Source organism: Streptomyces sp. NPDC046866, assembly GCF_040704625.1.
In the GTDB taxonomy this organism is placed as follows: Bacteria; Actinomycetota; Actinomycetes; order Streptomycetales; family Streptomycetaceae; genus Streptomyces.
The window spans coordinates 1-17,793 of sequence record NZ_JBEYXN010000037.1 but is presented as its reverse complement, the minus strand read 5'-3'; the positions used below and the strand labels follow the sequence as shown (position 1 = coordinate 17,793).

Below are 17,793 nucleotides of genomic sequence, written 5' to 3'. Positions count from 1 at the left end.
CCCCCACCGTTCGCTCGGTGGGGGCGAGGGGACGGGCCACCGGCGGCCGTGAAGGAGTCCTGAAAGCCTGTCGCAGGGGTGCGCGCTGCCTTCGCTCCGCCCGCCTGGGCCGCCCCGCACCCCAGGCGGCCCAGTGGCGGTCGTGGACCGCCTCAGCCGCCCTCGGCGAGCGCGGCACGCAGACGGCCGAGTCGGGAGGCGGCGCGGGCGGCCCACCCGTCGCGCATATCGAGCGGCACGTGCACCGTCACCCCGCTCTGCACCGGGTCGCGGACCTCCACCACGAACGGGTCGGCGGCGTGCAGCCGCAGGTAGGCGCTGCGGCCGGTCGCGGGCCAGTCGGTGGCCGACCCGTCCGGCAGGGCGCCGTCCTCCTCGGCGGCGGCGCGGGCTTCGAGGAAGGCGGTGAGGTCCGCGAGGTCAGCGTCGCTGAAGTGCAGGGGCAGGCGCGCGTCGACGAAACCGGTCTCGATCACGATTTCGGCCTCATGCCAGCCCTCGTGGCGTCCGCCGCCCGCCGCGTCCTCCAGCACCACCGTTACGCGTCGCGCCCGGTCCGCGAACCTCACGACGTCGAGTTGCCCCATCCCTGCCCCTTCCTCCTCCTGCGACCGGCTGTCCCGGACTGGTGCGGGCCACTCGCCCCTTCACGATCCTGGCAGCGGCATCCTTACAGGTGGCACCGACAAGGCCCGTCCCGCTGTCCGCCCCAGTCGCCGGTGGTCTGCGGCGGCGGGACCGGCACCTGCACCGGCCATGCCGAGGTCCCGGGGGTGACCAGCCCTGAGGGAGCGCCATTTACCCGATGGAGGGAACCATGGCGCCGGCGCTGGCGGACCGGACCCCCTGGTCGCAAGGATGCACTGGTGATCAACACACTTCGAGGCGCCCGGATCCGCAGGGCCGCTCTCCACACCGCTGCTTTCGTCGCAGCTCTCGCTCCGACGCTTCTGCCCTCGCCCTCGGCGGCTGCCGCCGCAGACACCGTCGCCTCGCATGCCCACCCGTTGTTCATCGAAGGGAGGGTCTGCTTCTGGACCGAGCCCGGCAGGCACGGTCAGAGCTGGTGCTACTCGGGCACCGGGTACACCGATGTCCCGGACTTCCTTCACGACAAGGCCGCGTCTTTCCTTTCCGAGTCGCCCCACAGCGTCTACGCGATCGACTGGCCCCGCTCGGGCGGCTGCGTCTACCGCCACATCCGGCCCCACGACCTCAGCGACAACTGGTCCTGGGGTCCGCGCGTCGATGGCGTCGGCGACAGCACGATGAACTGTCAGGCAGGCTGAATCGCTCTCGTGACCAGAGCCGGCGGCCGATTCCGGAGCTGCTCCCGCGTGCGGCCGACGCGCCGGCTCTCTCGGGCTGCAGCACCTCGAGCAAGGGTGAGACCGGGTCGGACTGGCCGGGATCGCCTCGCTTCCCGTCGTTACGCAGTGGACGGCGCCGATTCCCTACGATCGTTCCGTGCCCACCTTTTCCCTTGAACGCACGCCCCCGCTCGCCCCTGCGGAGGCGTGGCGCAGGCTGACGGCATGGCCCCGCCACGCCGATGTGGTCCCGCTGACCAGGATCGTGGTGCTCACCGCGCCGCCGACCCACGAGGGAACGCGTTTCGTGGCCCGGTCGGGCGTCGGACCGGTGACCGTCGACGACGTCATGGAGGTGACGGTCTGGCGGCCGCCGGTGGGCGACGAGCCTGGCCTGTGTCGGTTGGAGAAGCGCGGCCGGGTCGTCCTGGGCTGGGCGGAGATCGAGGTCCGGCCAGGGCCGGGGGGCGGCAGCCGCGTGGTGTGGCGGGAGGAACTCCGCATCCGCTTCCTGCCCCGCCTCTTCGACGGTGTCCTGAACCGGACGGCCCGCCTCGTGTTCGGCCGCGCGGCGACCCGGCTGCTCAGGAAGGCCCAACGACGCTGATCGGGAAGAGCGGCCGGCCCGGTGCCGAGCCGGGAACCGCAGGGACACGCCCCCTCTCCCGCGCTACCGCCCGTTGGGTTGCGGTCGGACGGGTCGTTCTGGCGGGGACAGGTGCTGCAGACGCGTGGGTGAGGCCTAGGTGTATTGACCCGCAGCGTTGTTCACACGGGTGATGGGCGGGTGTCCGCCGAGTGCGGTGTGGCAGCGGTGGTGGTTGTAGGTGTGGAGGAAGTCTGCCAGGGCGGCTGTCCGCTCGTCGTTGGAGGTGTAGGGCCGCTGGTAGGCCCACTCGTCGAGCAGGGTGCGGTTGAAGCGTTCGACCTTGCCGTTGGTCTGTGGCCGGTAGGGCCGGGTCTTCTTGTGGGTGATGCCGGCCGCGGCCAGGGTCTGGGCGAACAGCTTGGACTTGTAGCAGGAGCCGTTGTCGGTCAGGACGCGCTCGACGGTGATGCCGTGGGCGGCGAAGAACGCGTTCGCCCGGGTCCAGAAGCCGGCGGCGGTCTCCTTGCGTTCGTCGGGGAGGACTTCGCTGTAGGCCAGGCGGGAGTGGTCGTCGACGGCGGAGTGGATGAAGGAGTAGCCGATCACGGGTTTGGAGCTCTTGCGCCGGGCGGTGGTGGCGATCTTGTTGTCCATGGCCTGACGGCGGTCCATGACCCGGTGGCCGCCGCCCTGGGGGATGTTGCCGAGCTTCTTGATGTCGACGTGGACCAGCTCGCCCGGCCGGGCCCGTTCGTAGCGGCGGATGACCCGGCCGGTGGGCCGGTCGAGGAAGGCCAGGCGGTTGATGCCGTGGCGGACCAGGATCCGGTGGACCGTCGAGGCGGGCAGGCCGAGGACCGGGCCGATGCGGGCAGGTCCGAGCTTGCGGTCGATCCGCAGGCGGCAGACCCGGGCCTCGGCCGTGACCGGGGTGCGGTGCGGTGTCGTTCGGGGCCTGCTGGGCCGGTCGGCCAGCCCGGCCTCGCCCTCGGCCCGCCAGCGGCGCATCCACTTGTGGGCAGTCGGGCGGGATATGCCCATTTCGGCAGCCACATGAGCGACCGGACGCCCGGCGAGAACACGCTCGACCAGGATCCGCCTGCCGTGAACAGTCAGGCGGGCATTACGGTGGGACACGAAGACCTCCGTGTGCGGTGCAGCTTAGACACCTCCACCACACCGGAGGTCTTCGTCATGATCAAGACCTGACCAGCGTTAACAACGCTGCGGGTCAATACACCTAGGGGAGGGTTCGCATCAGCTGGTCGAGGTAGGTGCGCACCTCCGGGAGCTTGGGGTGGTTGGGGCCGCCGACGCGTTCCAGTGCACCGATGAGCCGTTCGGTCGCCGAGACGGCTTCCTCGAGCCGTCCGGCCTGGTCGTAGGCGGAGATGAGGGAGACCAGGGCGTCTAGGGTCCGCTCGTCGTCCGGGCCGAGGCTGTGCTCGCGCGCCGCGAGGGCTGCCCGCGAGTACGGCAGGGCCCGGTCCGGGCGGCCGGCGTCGAGGTGGGCGATCGCCAGGTTGTGGTAGCGGTAGGCGATCTTCTCGTTGTGGGGGCCGAGGATGTGTTCGAAGCCCTGGACGACCCGCTCGTAGCAGGTGATGGCCGCGTCGAGGTCCCCGGCGTCGTGGAGGAGGTGCGCCAGGTTGTCCACCCAGATGTAGGTGCTGAGGTGGTCGGGGCCGTAGAACCGCTCCTTGTCCGCGATGATCTCCCGGCACAGCGTCGTGGCCTCGGGCAGCCTGCCCGCCCCGTGGTAGGCCGTGAACAGCTTCTGCTTGCGGGCCTCCAGCTTCTCCCCGCCCGCCGGCAGCAGGCGCCTGCTGCCGGCCACGGTCTCCTCCAGCACGGCGATCGCCCGGTCGGTGAGGCCCGCGGCGGCGTAGGCGTCCGACAGCTTCTCGCGCCAGGTGAGGGTCCGCTCCTCGTCGCGGTCGGGGCTGAGCTCGTCGCCCTTCAGGGCCCGTTCCAGGTAGGGGACCGCCTCGGCGGGGCGGCCCGCCGACAGGTGTGCGGATCCGATCCCCTCCAGGGTGGTCAGGGTGTCCCGGGCGTACGGGCCCAGGCTCGCCGACTGGTGGCCCAGGTTCTCCAGGAGCAGCGGAATCGCCCGGTCCAGCATGTACGTGTCTCCCGGCGGCGCTGCGGCCGACCACGCGCACAGGATGAAGGCGTAGTTGTGGCGCAGCCGCAGGACCTCCTCGTGAGCCGGGCCCAGCCGGCGCTCCGCCTCCTGCAGTGCGTCGCGCATCCGCAGGGTGGTGTCCGCGCCGAGGCTCATCGGTGCGTCGCCGGGATCCGCCAGCCGCAGGTCGAGCGGATCCGGCGGGGTCCCGGGCTCCGGCGGCGGGTTCTGCGGGTTCTGTGGTTTCCCCTGGCTCGCCGGGGTGTCCTTGGCGCGTTTCCTGCGGAACATCGCGGTCACTCTCCTCGTTCGTCGGCGGTCACCACGGGGACGCGAGGTCCCGTACGAGCTCCAGCAGTTCCCCGGTCGCGGCGTTCGGTGCCCGCCCGCCGTCGAGCCACGCGCCCAGGGCCGCCCGGTCTGCCGCGGTGAGCGAGGCGAGCGGTCGTCCGGCGAAGGAGAGCGGGTCGCCCAGGTCGTGCACGGTGGAGCCGTGGACCACGTGACGGCCGCCGGGCGGGGCGGTCAGGAGGGGCGGGGCGCCGCGGCGGGGCGGGGCAGCGAGCGGACGCGGCTGCGGCACGGGGCCGAGCGCCACCGCGTCGTGGAAGTACGTCGTCCCCCCGCCCTCGGCGCGGCCGCCGACCACACGCCAGCCCGGGATCGCGAAGAGGTGCTCCAGACGGGGTCCGGGAGCGTTCCAGGCAGTCAGCATGGTCTCTTCGGACTCCTGCTGGAACAGGTAGACCCCGCCGGTGGAGGCCGCGGTCACGAACTCGTCGGGTGAGAGGAAGGCGGCGGCCTCCAGCGTGCCGTGCTGGTCCGGCGCACTGCGCCGGCCCTCGGCGGACAGCGGCTCCAGACCCGCGTCGGTGAGGACCAGGTGGCGGCCGTCGGCCAGCAGGAGCCGCTGTCCGGACGGGTCGACGGCATGGACGGTGCAGCGCTCCAGACCCAGGTCGCGCAGGTCGATCCGCTTCAGCCGGCGGCCCACGGCACCGACCAGGGCCACGGGTTCGCTCCACAGCAGGACGACGAACCCGCGGGCGGTGGCGAAGGTCCGTGCGCCCACGAGGTCCGGGCCGCCCGCCAGGTGCTCCATCCCGCCCGGCCGGTACAGGACGAGTTCGGGAGCGAGCCACAGGTCCGTGCGCAGCGCGAGGACCGCCTCCGGCCCGAGGCAGGTGACGGCGTCGGTGCCGACCCTGAGGTGGTCGGCCGACCAGAGCCGCGAGCGGGAGGCGAGGTCGTACACGTCGATGCGGGTGGCGTGCTCGCCGTGGGGGCGGCGCTTGCCGGGCGGCCGGTACGTCTCCCAGGTCATGGCGGTCGCCCCGGGGGCGAAGGAGACCCGGTCCGGTGCCGCGGGGCCGTCCCGGTGCGGCAGGTGCCACACCGCCCGCGCGGCCGCGGCCCGGGCGGTGCGCTCGGCGGCCTTGGGCCGGTGGCGGCGCGAGGTCAGCCGGGCGGCCAGGTGCCGGCCGGGACCGTCCTCGGGCGGGGCCCAGTGTTCGGGCGCGTGGCGGTGGGCGATCCGGATGGCGTCGGTGACGGGGACCCTGCGCATGAGGTCCCACAGCCCCGCCCGGTCGGCGTCCCGTACCAGCTGCTCGGCCGCCCCGTCGATCTCCGCCGGCGTGCCCCAGGGCAGCCGGTCGGCGCCGCGCCGCTCCCGCAGGTAGAGCAGCGCACGGCCGATGGCGCCGCGTTCGGCCGCGGCGGCCACGGCGTCGTCCGGGGCGAGGGCGAGGCGCTCCCGGTGCAGGGCGAGGATCTCCTCGACGATGGCGACGGCCTCGGTGTGCCGCTCCAGCGCGATGAGCTTGCCGGCCGCCTCGTGGAGCCGGGCCGCGAGGACGTCCCGGTGGTGGGCGGCGGCCTCGGCGAGCTGGCGGTAGAGGTGGATCGCCTCGAGCAGCGCGCCGACCGATTCGGCATGCCGCCCGGCGTTCCACAGGTGCTGGCTCTGGATGCTCAGGCTGCCGGCCAGGTCGTCCCCGAACCGGGCCGGATCGAGGTCCGCCATCTGGCGCGCGGACGCCACCACCGCCCCGGCGCCCTCGGCCGCTTCCTCGTCGCGTCCGGACATCGCCAGCAGGTAGCCGTTCACCATCTCCAGACGGTTCACGTCCGGGGACATGGACCACCAGAGGAAGGGGTCGTGGTCCAGCACCCGTGCGAAGAGCCGTTCCGCCTCCGCGACGGACGCGTGGGCCTGCTCTTCGGCTCCGGTCTCCCAGAGCGCCAGGGCCAGCCGGGTGTGCGCCTGGGCCAGGGCGCCCAGGACGGGCGGGGCCGCTCCGCCCTGCGCCGCTCCGTCCTGCGCCATCAGCCCGATCGCCTCCCGGAGGAGGCCGACGCTGCGCACAGCGGAGATCTCCTCCAGGAAGAGGCCGCCGAGGTTCAGGAGGGCGGCGGCGTACGCGGACCGGTGCGCCGGATCCTGCTCGGCGGCCTCCCGGGTGAGGAGCACGGCCTCTTCCATGTGCGCGAGCGCCTCGCCGCGGCGGCCCGCCTTGAGGTGGGCTCCTACCAGCTGCGAGCGGAGCCGGGCGCGTTCCATGCCGTCCACGGCGCCTTCGAGGCGGTGGGTGGTGAGCCGTACGGCCAGTTCCCCGGCCCCGCTCTCCACCCGGACGTCGCCCGGCGGCAGCAGGGGCTCGATGGCTTCCAGGACGTCGGTGTCCACCGAGTCGAGCATGGCGATCGCGGTCAGTACGGAGCTGCCGCCGCGGACCGCGAGTCCGGGGTCGCGGCGCAGCAGCGGGAAGAGGACGGCGGGTCCGATGTGCGGCCAGCGTTCGGCCGCGGCGACGAGGAAGGTGAGGGCGCGGGGCGTCCAGGCGGGGGCGGCGCCTGCCTCGCGCCGCAGGACGCGGGTGGTCGCGGTGACGGACCACAGGTCGGTCGGGTAGGCGGTGACGGGGCTGCCGGGGAGGGTGAGGGCGAGGTAGTCCTCGGCGAGCCGGTCGGGAAGCAGCGGCTCGAGCACGTGGTCGGCCGCGGGGTCGGTGGCCGGGTAGTGGACGGCGTGGGCGGTCAGGGCCCGGTCGGCCGGGGTGCTCAGCAGGAGCCGGTCCAGGAGGGGGCGGGCGGCGTCGCGGCTCATCGGGCCGGTGAGGACCGCGGTGAAGACGGTCCGCGCGAGGTCGAGGGCGCGGCGGTCGCCGTCCTCGGTGCCCGCGCCGGGACCACCCGCGTCGTGCGCGCCCGGCCGGCGCCAGTTGTCGTGTTCCCGGTCGAGCAGGTACGCGGTCATCCCGGCGAGGCCGGCGGGAGGTTCCCGGCCGCCGGCCCGGGCGTCGACGGCGACGAGTGCGGCCATGTGGACGGCGAGGGTCAGCCCGAAGTCGGGACGGGCGAGGTCCTCGTACGGCGGGCGCAGTCCCTCCAGGGCGGCGGGGTCCGGGTAGTGGGCCGCGAAGCTGCGGCTGGCGGCCTCGAACATCCGGCTGCGTTCGCCCTGTCGGCCGGAGAGCGGGTCCAGCGGCTGGTCGGAGAGGTCGGTGGCGCGCCGCTGCCGGGTCAGCTGCGCGCGCAGGGCGGGCCAGGGCCGTACCGAGCGGGCGATGAGGAGGACCCGGGCGGGGAGTGCGCCGAGGAGCAGCCTGTTGTGGAACAGCCACCTGAGGTGGGCGTCCGGCCAGCGGTCGGCGTAGTCGACGAGCAGCAACACCCCGGTGCGGTGGCCGGTGCGCAGGTCCTGGCTGCCTTCGGCGGGCGGGTGGGTGTCGGTGCCGTGCACGGCGTTCACGACGAGCCAGCCGACGTCGGCGCATTCGGCGGCGAACCGGGCGGCGAGGCGGGACTTGCCCGCGCCGCCGGGGCCGTGCAGCCAGCGTACGGCCGACCGGTCGGGCTGATCGCGCCACTCCCGCAGCCGGGCCAACTCCCCTTCGCGGCCGGTGAACTCCACGATCTCGCTGCGGGCGTCGAGCATGCGGCTGGGCTGGGCGCGCAGCCAGGCCGAGTCCCGCCGCAGGGTGTCGGCGGCGCCGTGCGGGTCGCGCGCGTAGAGCAGGTACACGGGGCTGCCGTCGCCGAAGACGTGGATGTCGGCGCCGACCGCGCCGTAGGCGAAGCCGGCGACGGCGCGGACCTCCTGGTGGACCTCGTCGGGGAGGTCCACGGTCAGCCTGCCCCCTCCGCGCCGTCCTCGGCGGGCGGTGGCACCTGCCCTTCGGCCGCCTGGTGGTAGTGGAGGTTGCCGCCCTGCACGGCGAAGAGGGTGCCGTGGTCGCGTGCCGTGTTCGACTGCGTCCACACCTGCCGCCCGTCCGGCAGGCCGCCCTGCAGGCGGGCGACCAGCTCGCGCAGTTCGCCCTCGCTGTCGGGGTGTTCCTCCAGCAGCAGGAGGAGCCGCCGGCGCCATACGGGGAGCAGCTCCGCCCGGACCTCGTCCGCTCCGGCCGGCTCGGCGCGCCCCACGAGCAGGGCGTCCTCGTCGAGCTGCGCCCCGATGAGCTCCCCGCGGTCCTCTCCGCCGCGCCCGAAGAGCCGAACGACCCCGCCGCGGGCGCCCTGCCAGACGTCGGTGGCCATGGCTCCGATCAGCGCGGTGGCGCCCGCACCGGCGAGTGCCGTCAGTGACTCGGCCAACATCCGTCCTCCTGGTTCGATGCGCAGGGCAGCCCCCGGGTAGCTGAACTCCCCTTGACCGCACCCAGGTTAGCCAGAACGGCAAGCGCTGTCCCCGCTCCCGCCGGGCTCAGTCGCGGCCGCCGCGTCGAAGCCGGGCAGTTGCGGGCTGTGCGGACGGTCAGCCGGGCGTCGGCGGCGTCCAGCTGGCGGTGACGGTCAGGTGGGCCTGGTTGTTGCCGTTGACGATGCCCAGTTGGAGGTCCTGGGTGAGCTGGATGCCGAAGGTGACGGTGACCTCGGTGGGAGGCACCGGCACCGAGGTCATCGAGGAGTGGACCTCGCGGACGAGGACACCGAGCGGCTTCAGGGTGGAGCGCAGCGCGTCGGTGGCGAAGGCGGCGACCGCGTCGGCCCGCCTGCCGACGGGGACGACGGGGCCGAGGCCCTCACCGGGTGCCGGCGCCCCCGTGGCAGGCCCCGACAGCAGGAAACGGACGGTGGAGCCGTCCTCCAGGGCGATGTGCTCGCTGATGTCCTCGGTACTGGTCATGGGCGAATGGTGCGTCGGGGACGGCCGGACGGAACCGCCGTTCGGGTGATCGGTTACAGAACCGTGGCATGCCCGGCTCAGGCACAAGGTGCCTGCGACGGGGTGCCGTCCGGGAGCAGTTTCCGCTCGGCCGGGGTGTAGTCGCGTGCGGCGGCGGCGCACAGGGCCCGGAACTGGACGTCGGGCCGCAGGTCCAGCACGCGGGCCCGCTCCCCGTCCTCGAGCAGCAGCCGGCCGTCCGACGTCACTGCGGCCGTCGCCGTGTTGACCTCGGCGTCGTAGGCCAGCTTCACCTCGGCGGTGACAGCGGTTCCCCGCGCCGGGTCGTGGAGGGTGAGGGTCTTGGCGTTCCAGGTCAGGAGGGTGCCGTCCGGGCCGAAGCCGACCAGCTGGGTCAGGGTGGGGACCGTGACGGGCTCGGGCAGCTGCTTTCCGGCGTCGACGTCCCAGACGGGGATCCGGCCGTCGCCCTGTTTCACGGCCAGCCGGGTCCCGTCGGCGTTGAAGACGAGCGTGTCGCCGTGCCAGTGCTGCTGCAGGAACGGGGTGCCGACCGCGAGGCCGTGCAGGGGGGCGGCGAAGCGCTTCTGCGTGCGCAGGTCCCACAGGCCGATCTCCCCGTTCGTGGTACCGGCCCGGCTGACGACGGCGGCCTGGCCCGGGTGGCCGGGTCTCGGCACGATCTGACCCCGGCCGAACGCGTCCCGCACGCGTTCGACGTCGTCGGGGTGCTCCTGCGCGGAGAACGCGGGAGTGAGGACCGCTCCGGTCGCCGCGTCCAGGCGGGCCACCGTACCGTCCGACCCGAGGAGCGCGATCTGCGAACCCTGGAGGCCGACGAGGCTGTCGATGAGGACGTCCTTCTTGAGAAGCCACGGCAGATCCACGCTCCGGCCCAGGTCCGCCGCGGCGTGGGCACGCAAGAGGCCGTCGTCCCGCCGCCAGACCACGATCCACCGGCCGTCGGCGGTCCAGCTGACCCGGGTACCGTCCTTCTCCGACGCCAGGGCCACGGAGCGGTGGCGTGTCCGGGAGGCGTCCAGTACCTGGAGGGAGTCGCGCCTGATGCGCGCGATCGCGCTGCGGTCCGGGGACAGGGCGTACTCCCCGTCGGAAGTGTCCCCACCCTGGAACCGCTCGGTGCCCGCCGGGCCGGCACGCACCACCATGAGCGAGTTCCCGACGGGGGCCAGCACCACGATCCCGCCTCCCGGGCCCGGCGCCACGGCGAAGACCCCGCGCGCGCCCGGGGCATCGCCCGCGTTGGGGAGGCGGGCGGTGAAGTACCGTCCCGTACGGAGATCGAGCAGGCCGGTGTCGGCGTAACCACCCGCGGTGTCCGCCTCGTAGCTGTATCCGGGCGAGAACTGTTCGTACGCTCCTGATGCTCGCGTCCCCCCTTGCTGGGAGGCCAGCGCGGGAAGTTCGGTGACCGCCCCCGGGGAGCGGCCCAGCGGGCGGCTGTAGGCCCGGCCTCCCTCGGTCCAGAAGGCGAGCTCGCCGCCCGCCTTGAGTTCGGGCGTCCCGCCGGCAGCGTCGGAGGAGGGGCCCACGGTGTAGAGGGTCCGGCCGGTGGCGAGTTCCTTGACCGTCAGCTGCGGGGACTTGGGGTCGGAGTAGCCCATGGCCACCGTGTCGGCGTCACCGGTGAAGGCGACCGCACTCACGCCGGTCCGGGGCAGCAGGTCAGCGGCTACGGTGAGGCGTCGGCCGGAGGGCACCTCCCACGCGTCGGCGAAGGCCGGTACGCACGGCTGGGTGCCGTTGTAGCACTCCATCGTGTGGTCGGTGAGGGTACGCAGCAGGCGGTGGCTGTCCGAGCTGAAGTCGACGGAGCTGCCGGCCCCGTGCGGGAGCTCACGTGCGGGCAGCTCGAGCGTCTCGGGGTGCTCGGGGTTGTCCAGGCGCCACAGCCGGATCGAGTCCGGGGAGGACACCGCGAAGAGACGTCCGTCGGGACTGAGCGCGCTCTCGTACCTGGCCTGGACCTCGCCGCCCAGCCTGCGGGTCCGCATGCGGCCGTCGAGCGCGCCGGTGACCAGGGTGAACACAAACCGGTCGCCGCCCCCGGGAGGCCGGGCGGCGACCACCAGGGTCCGGCCGTCCGGGGTGGCGTCCATACCGCTGATGTCCCCCTCCGCGACGGAGGGGTAGGCGTGCAGGAGGTCCGTGTCGCGCACGTACTGCCGCAGCAGTGCCTCGGCGGTCTTGGCGGTCCGCTTGGTGCTCCGGGCGGCGAGCGCGAGTTGCAGCGCGGTGGCCGGTTCGCCGCCCGGCATGTCGTCGGCCGCCTGGGCCAGGAGGCCGGCCGCCTGGACGCGCAGTTGTTCTTCCGTGCGCTGCAACCCCTGCCGGGCGAGGAGGGCGAGGACGAGGGCGAGGGCGGTCAGCGCGGCGAGTGCGGCCACGGCGGTCCGCCGGATCCGGGTGCCGCGCCGAGCCGCCCGTGTGCTCAGCCGGACGTAGTCGGTTTCCTCGGGGGTCGTGTCGTCCGGATGGTCGGCGAGGCGGCGCTGGGCCTCGGCCAGATCGGTGCCGCCCAGCAGGCGCGCGGCCTCCCGGCCGTGGGCCTCCCAGCGCCGCAGATCGGTCCGCAGCTGTTCCTGCCAGGTGCGGAACTCGCGGGTGTCGGTGAGCCACTGGCGCAGCTGTGGCCACAGCCGGGTGAGGGACTCGTGTGCGAGGTCGACGATCTCACCGGAGCCGTCCGGGGCGGGGGAGAGGACGACGAGCTTGCCCGGCGCCAGTCGCCGTGCGGCCGAGGCGAGTTCCGGCGGCAGCTCGCCGATCGGGGTGGGCCTGCGCACGAAACCGTCCCCTTCGGGCCGGGCCAGTTGGACCATCAGCCGTCGGGCGGACCGGCGCTCCCGGTCCGTCAGGGCGTCGAGGCTCTCGTCGGCGTATCCGACGAGGGCGCCGGCGACCCCGCCCAGTTCGTCGTAGGCGGCATGGGTGAGCATCGAGCGGCTGCGGCGTTCCCACAGCCGGGTGAGCGCGAACTGCACCAGCGTCATCCGGCCCGGCGCGTCACCGGCGTCCGCGACGATCCGCTGCGGCAGCCCCGGCTCGAACCACAGCCCGGGCTCGGCGGCGACCGGCTCGGTCACCGCCCGCTCCAGGGCATCACCGGCCAGGGCGGCGAGGAACTCCACCGCCTCCCCGGCCAGTTCGGAGGTCTCCGGGGTCACCAGGGCTTCCAGCGAGCCCGGGCGCCCGGTGGCCACCACCCGCAGAAGCGTCCCGCCCTCCCGGCCAGCGAGGGCGGCCAGCAGCCGGAACAGCTCCCGGGCGTCAGCGGGGGCACCGACCGCGTACTCCTCCAGCTGGTCCACGAACAGCAGGTGACCGGCGGGGGCGGCGCCGGGCCGGGCGAGCAGCCGGGCGCGCAGCTCGGCCGGCACGTCACGGCCCGCCTCCAGCAGCCGGGCCAGCTCCTCGGCCCGGGCGAGCCGTTCCACCTCACCCGGTGCGGGGTCCAGCAGGTCGGACAGGGCCCGCGCCAGCACCGCGGCGGCCCTGACGCCCGGCACCGCGCGCAGCTCGGAGACGTCCATCCCCGCGCCCCGTGCCTTCGGCAGCACCCCTGCCCTGACCAGTGAGGACTTACCGCACCCCGAGGGGCCGACGACCAGCGTCACCGGGCGGCGCACCACCGCCCCGAAGACCCGCCGGGTGTCGTCGTCCCGCCCGTGGAAGAACTCCGCCCCGTCCTCGGCGAAGGGTGCCAGCCCCTGGAAGGGGCAGCGCGGGCGCAGCGTCCGACCGTCGACCAGATCGGCGGAGGGCAACAGGTAGGCGGTGCGGTCACCCTGGTGTGCGGCGACCGTCATGCCGACCACGCCGTCCTGGGCGTCGTCCCAGACGGGTGATCCGCTGAACCCGCCCACGACGGCCGGACCGCTCCCGCGGACCTCCATCTGAACCCACCCGGAGCCCTGCCCGGCCCGCAGCACCCCGGACGCCCAGATGCCGTGGTCGGCTCCGTACGGGTAGCCCAGCGCGCGGAACGTGTGGCCCCAGACCGAGGTGCCGTCCACGAGCGGTGCCGGGCGCGTCCCGGCCACGGGTGCGTCCAGCCGCAGCAGTGCGACGTCCTGCCCGCCGTGGCGCCAGGACACCACGCGCGCCCGGGCCGCCGGCCGGCCCTCGACCAGCGGGAAGTCGAGGTCCACGGACCCTGCGGCGGGGCCATCCGCATGTGCCGGCCCGCGGGCCTGGCCGACAACGTGGGCGCAGGTGCACACCAGGTCCGGAGCGACGAGGAACCCGGCGCCCACGACCTCCCCGTCAGCGCCCCTGATCCGTACCTGCGAGGCGTCGAGCACCCCGCTCCCGCGTACCGCGGCCATTGACTCCCCCGATTCTCCGGCTCGGGCCAGCATCCGCCACACCGGAGTCACCGACAACAGCCGTACCGGCCGCATACCGGAGGGAAATCGAAGGTGTCCGGATCCCGCCAGGAGCTCGCCCACCCCCAGCGGCCGTAGGCGCTGCTGTGATCCCCGGCAACCGCGACGCCGCCGGGGCCGGCCCGCCATCCCTGCGCGGCGCGGGCAGGACGCCCTCGGGCTCGCCGCGGTTCATGCGCGACCCGACCCGGACACCGCTTTCGACGACCTCGACCGCACCACCCACGCGGCACTGTCTGCTTGAGGCGAGAGCCGAGAACGGCGGGGCGCTGGGGGGACGGCGGGCCGGACCGGGCCGCCCGCGTTCTGTCCTGCCGGGCACAGCCGGTCCGGGGCGGGCAGGCTGGCGATCTCGCGGGGAGCTGCGCGCGGCCGGGCCGCAAGGCGCAGCCACCGTCACCGGCCGCGCCCCGCGACACCCCCACTCAGCCGCGTACGGCCTTGAGCAGGACCTTCACATCGTGGCCCTGGTGCCAGCCCGTGTCCACGAGCGGGCTGTGGTGGCTCTCGTCGCCCCAGGCGTAGTACCTCTCCCACGACTGGTACCACTGGCCGTTCAGGTTGGAGCCCGTGGCCGTGTACACCTGGGCGACCTTGCCGTCGTGGCGGTTGTCCCAGATGTACAGCTGCGCCTTCGTCTGCGTGTTCGCGCCGCTGTACCGGTCGCACTCGCGGTACTTGACCCCGGCGGCGTTGTGGTCGACCTGGATGATCCGCCACTCCGTGCACGCCCCCTCCGTAGCACTCGCCGGGGCGGCGGAGGCAGCCGAGGGGACCAGAGCGGCGGTGGCCGCCGCGGCGAGTGCCGCCGCTCCCAGCGCTATGCGGCTGCCAGAGCGCCTCGTGCGCCCCTGCGCGCCGTGCTTGTTCGTCCTGCGCGTGTCCAGATTGCGTGCGTTCACTGCGTGCCCTTCGCATCCGACGACCATGGGTCCGCTCGTTTTCATCGGCCGAGCGGAAGTCCCAGCCAGCCCTTCAGTTCCGGCGCCCGGTCCCGAACGGGTGCTGGTGCTCGTGCAGAAACGTACGGGGGGACCCGTCACCACGTCGTCCGCTCCTGGTTGGACATCGCTGCTCCACCCTCGACGGTAGGGTCGGGCCACCTGCAACCCGTGCGGTACCGCAAGGCAACGCTCGGTGTCTCGAACGGCGCTGGGGGACCGCGTGGGCGGCCGCCCGCTCCTGAGAACCGCCTCGTTGCCCAGAACCGTGCCACCGGAGTGCCGGGGCCCCGACTCCCCGGCTCGTTGCTCGTTGAAGCAAGCGGGGAGTCCAGCGAGCGAGGCTGCGGGTCGCTCTGTCGGGGCCGCGGCGGCGTGCAACGGCTTGACCTCATTGCCGACGGCAGAGGAGGGGCCACTAGGCTGCGGTTCCCGGAATGATCCCCGTTCCCTCGCAGAAGTGGCCCCCATGCCCACCACCTCCGGTCCGTTCACCGCCGAGGAGCGTCTCGACCCGCAGGAGATGGTCGTCCTACACCGCGTCTTCCGCCGCGAGATACCACTCCTGGCCGACCTGGTCGAAGCCGCCGTCCCGGGCGACCGGCGGCGTACCACCGTGCTCGCCGATCACCTCGACCTGGTCCTCGGCGCCCTGGGCGAACATCACGAGGGCGAGGACGTCCTGCTGTGGCCCAAGCTGCGCGAGCGCGCCACCCCGGGCGTCAGCGTCGTCTCACGGATGGCCGACCAGCACGAGGCCATTGCCGGCGCGCTCGCCGCGGCCACTGACCTGTCGCACCGCTGGCGCACCCGCCCCGAGCGCGACACCGCCCTGCGGCTCGCCGAGGCCCTGCGCGCGCTCGACCGGCACGCTGTCGCCCACATGGACGACGAGGAAGAACACCTCCTGCCCTTGATGGCCGATCACATCACCGCCCGGGAGTGGTCCGAGGTCGGCGAACGCGGACGCCGCAGCGTCCCCAAGCCCAAGCTCCTGATCTTCCTGGGAGCGATCCTCGAGGACGCGACCGCACAGGAACGGCAGCTCTTCCTCTCGCACATGCCCGCTCCCGCCCGCCTCCTGTGGCGCACACTCGGCATCCGCCTCTACAAGCACACGACCACCCGCGTCCGCCGAACCAACGCCGTGGCCCCCAAGGCGTAGCACCCGACCGCAAGTGCGGGAGGGCGGCGTTCCACGCCCCGCGTGCGGAATCAGGGTGAGCAGGTCCGGCCTACACCACCCTCCTCAGCACTCCCGTGAAGCTCGAGCCTGCCACGGAGACTCTCCGGTGCCGTGACCCGGACGCCTTCCATGGCGCTCACCGCCCACCGCTCCCCCCACTCGCGGGGCGGAGGTGTGTCCAGCAAGCCGCCGAATGGGCGCCTGGTTCACCGGCTTGCCCGGCGCCGCTCGCACAGAGGGTGTCCAGGCCGTAGACAGGAAGCGCAGCGCCGCTGGGTGGGCGGGGCTGTGGCCTTCCCCGGGCCGGGGAGCCGTATCGGCCCCGAGCGGTACGGCTCCCTCCCGCGGCCCGGGCGGCTTGGGCGAGCACTGCCTGCGCGGTTGACGCGTCACAGGGCACCAAGGCCATGAAGACGCCCGCTTGAGCAGGTCCACTCACACCGCACACCTGCCAGATTGCCGGAGGCCTACGCGGGGCCTGGGCTTTCGGCTCGCCGGGCCCCATCTGTGGCGCGCCAAAGCACATGACCTTGCTCGTGCTTTTCTGGAACCGACTGCCGCAGGTTGGCGCTGTGCTGCCCAGGAGTTGACCCGCTAGGCCACCCGATGACCGGTGGACCGCCGTCGGGGCGCCCTGAAGAGCCCGGCCGAGTGGCCAGCCTCGGCGACCGCGTACCGGTCCGGCGCGCCACCCCCGCACGTTGGATGGAGCGACCCGCGCCGGGTCCGTACCTCTCGACTTCCGCGGTCTCACACAGGCGTGCGGATGGCGTCTCGGAGCGCCTTGGCGGCCCACGGGCAGCGCCCCGCTCCGAGGGGGCCATGGGTCTTGGGCCAGGATGACGGCGAGGACGGCGAGCGCTTCGTGTGCTGCAGTCGTTCGGGTCGGCTGCTGCACACGCCCGCCCGGTCTCGGGTCGTCACCCGGCCGGTGGCCGCTGAGCCAGACGCCGGCCAGAGCCCCGTGCCCGGACCGCGGGGGGGGCGCCCTATCTCTTTGGTCAAGGGAAACAGGGCTGCGTTGGGTCGGGGGCCTCTTGCGGGAGATTGGGCGGCGGTCGGGCAAACCGCTCTGAATCCGGGCTCCGGTCGTGACGCCGACTCCCGGCATCGAAGTCGGGACCTTCGAAAGAGCCCCCGTACGAGCCCGCTGCTCGGCGGCTCCTCCGCGGGGTGCCGGCGGAGAGGAATGCGTCGGCAGTGCGACCACACAACCGGGCGGCCGTCCGGCGCACTGCTGACGAACGTCCGGTACACACCTGCTGACCTGCACGGACAGCGGCCGGGACAGGGTCGGACAGTCCCGGACAGCGGTTTCGCTTGGCCAGGGCCCGCTGCCCCGTCGAGAGTTCTGCCATCCCAGCGAACTGCCGTGCGAACCACGGCTCTCGACCATGGAGTCAGCCATGCGCAAGCTCACCTCCCTCGCGGCCAGGGGCGCCGTAGTCACCCTGCTCGCCGGAACCGCGTTATCGGTCACGGGCGTCGGCAGCGCCCAGGCCGCCTCACTGGGGGCGAACATCGCAGCCACCGCCAAGGGGCAGATAGGCGCCGGCCCCTGCGGCCTCAACAACAAGGGCAGCTACTGGGGCCGGGGCACCAAGCAGACGGGCAGCTGCGGCCCCCACCACACCGAAGCACACGCCTGGTGCGCCGACTTCGTCGGCTGGGTGTGGTGGAAGAACGGCGTCGGCGGCAAGATGAACCAGCTCGACAACCTCGCCTCCAGCTTCACCAAGTACGGCTCCCTGCACTCCACCCCGAAGGTCGGCGACGCGATCCTCTACAACCTGGGCCCCGACGGCTACGAGAACGACCACGTGGCCATCGTGGTGGCCATCTCCGGCCAGAAGATCACCGTGGTCGGCGGCAACCAGGGCATCCCCGGCAGCGTGAGCTCCCACACCTGGACGTCCTACAAGGTCGGCACGAAGGTCAACGGCACCCAGACGATCAGCGGTTACGTCACCCCGGTGGCCCGCTGACCCCACGCCGGCGGGGGCGCGCCCCCCCCCCGCGGCCGGGGCCCCCGCACAACCCGCCGCCCACAAGACGCGGGAGGGAAACAGAAAAGGAAGACAGGGGAAACGGGTAAGCGC

12 protein-coding genes are annotated in these 17,793 nt (G+C 73.4%); 4 read left to right on the top strand and 8 right to left on the bottom strand.

The genetic code is table 11. The annotated features are described in order from the left end of the window. Positions 1-152 precede the first annotated feature (152 nt). Positions 153-587, bottom strand: a complete 435-nt coding sequence (locus AB0953_RS32780) for a DUF5959 family protein (RefSeq protein ID WP_366863226.1) — start codon at positions 585-587, stop codon at positions 153-155. 279 nt (positions 588-866) lie between these two features. Here AB0953_RS32780 and AB0953_RS32775 point away from each other — a divergent pair, with 279 nt between their 5' ends. Then, entirely contained in the window at positions 867-1,289 is a 423-nt protein-coding gene (locus tag AB0953_RS32775; RefSeq protein ID WP_366863225.1) for a hypothetical protein, read from the top strand. 178 nt (positions 1,290-1,467) lie between these two features. Further along, a complete protein-coding gene (locus tag AB0953_RS32770) occupies positions 1,468-1,917 on the top strand; it encodes an SRPBCC family protein (protein ID WP_366863224.1) in 450 nt (149 codons plus the stop codon). 135 nt (positions 1,918-2,052) lie between these two features. Here AB0953_RS32770 and AB0953_RS32765 read toward each other — a convergent pair whose 3' ends face one another. The 7 genes from AB0953_RS32765 to AB0953_RS32735 form a co-directional block, all read right to left on the bottom strand. Beyond that, a complete protein-coding gene (locus tag AB0953_RS32765; protein WP_366863223.1) occupies positions 2,053-3,036 on the bottom strand; it encodes an IS481 family transposase in 984 nt (327 codons plus the stop codon). 103 nt (positions 3,037-3,139) lie between these two features. Beyond that, positions 3,140-4,318: a tetratricopeptide repeat protein gene (locus tag AB0953_RS32760; RefSeq protein WP_366863222.1), complete on the bottom strand. Its 1,179-nt coding sequence runs from the start codon at positions 4,316-4,318 to the stop codon at positions 3,140-3,142. A 28-nt stretch (positions 4,319-4,346) separates the two neighbouring features. After that, positions 4,347-8,156 carry a hypothetical protein gene (locus AB0953_RS32755; protein ID WP_366863220.1) on the bottom strand — a complete coding sequence of 1,270 codons (3,810 nt, stop codon included), beginning with the start codon at positions 8,154-8,156 and terminating at the stop codon, positions 4,347-4,349. A 2-nt stretch (positions 8,157-8,158) separates the two neighbouring features. Further along, positions 8,159-8,629, bottom strand: a complete 471-nt coding sequence (locus AB0953_RS32750) for a hypothetical protein (protein WP_366863219.1) — start codon at positions 8,627-8,629, stop codon at positions 8,159-8,161. Positions 8,630-8,786: 157 nt separating this feature from the next. Next, complete coding sequence (locus AB0953_RS32745; RefSeq protein ID WP_366863218.1) at positions 8,787-9,158, bottom strand: CU044_2847 family protein; 372 nt, start codon at positions 9,156-9,158, stop codon at positions 8,787-8,789. Positions 9,159-9,235: 77 nt separating this feature from the next. Next, entirely contained in the window at positions 9,236-13,507 is a 4,272-nt protein-coding gene (locus AB0953_RS32740) for a trypsin-like peptidase domain-containing protein (RefSeq protein WP_366863217.1), read from the bottom strand. A gap of 485 nt (positions 13,508-13,992) precedes the next feature. Beyond that, positions 13,993-14,469 carry a hypothetical protein gene (locus AB0953_RS32735; RefSeq protein ID WP_366863216.1) on the bottom strand — a complete coding sequence of 159 codons (477 nt, stop codon included), beginning with the start codon at positions 14,467-14,469 and terminating at the stop codon, positions 13,993-13,995. A 508-nt stretch (positions 14,470-14,977) separates the two neighbouring features. On the opposite strand from AB0953_RS32735, the gene AB0953_RS32730 reads away from it, so the two are divergent. Further along, positions 14,978-15,673 carry a hemerythrin domain-containing protein gene (locus AB0953_RS32730; RefSeq protein WP_366863215.1) on the top strand — a complete coding sequence of 232 codons (696 nt, stop codon included), beginning with the start codon at positions 14,978-14,980 and terminating at the stop codon, positions 15,671-15,673. Between the two features lie 1,427 nt (positions 15,674-17,100). Beyond that, positions 17,101-17,679, top strand: coding sequence for a CHAP domain-containing protein (locus tag AB0953_RS32725; protein WP_366863214.1), 579 nt, complete (start codon positions 17,101-17,103; stop codon positions 17,677-17,679). The last annotated feature ends 114 nt before the right edge of the window (positions 17,680-17,793 follow it).

Excerpts from the sequence above, each read along its gene's own strand:
- AB0953_RS32780 (WP_366863226.1), bottom strand. The coding sequence starts at position 587 with ATGGGGCAACTCGACGTCGTGAGGTTCGCGGACCGGGCGCGACGCGTA.
- AB0953_RS32760 (WP_366863222.1), bottom strand. The coding sequence starts at position 4,318 with ATGTTCCGCAGGAAACGCGCCAAGGACACCCCGGCGAGCCAGGGGAAA.
- AB0953_RS32750 (WP_366863219.1), bottom strand. The coding sequence starts at position 8,629 with ATGTTGGCCGAGTCACTGACGGCACTCGCCGGTGCGGGCGCCACCGCG.
- AB0953_RS32745 (WP_366863218.1), bottom strand. The coding sequence starts at position 9,158 with ATGACCAGTACCGAGGACATCAGCGAGCACATCGCCCTGGAGGACGGC.
- AB0953_RS32740 (WP_366863217.1), bottom strand. The coding sequence starts at position 13,507 with ATGGCCGCGGTACGCGGGAGCGGGGTGCTCGACGCCTCGCAGGTACGG.
- AB0953_RS32730 (WP_366863215.1), top strand. The coding sequence starts at position 14,978 with ATGCCCACCACCTCCGGTCCGTTCACCGCCGAGGAGCGTCTCGACCCG.
- AB0953_RS32725 (WP_366863214.1), top strand. The coding sequence starts at position 17,101 with ATGCGCAAGCTCACCTCCCTCGCGGCCAGGGGCGCCGTAGTCACCCTG.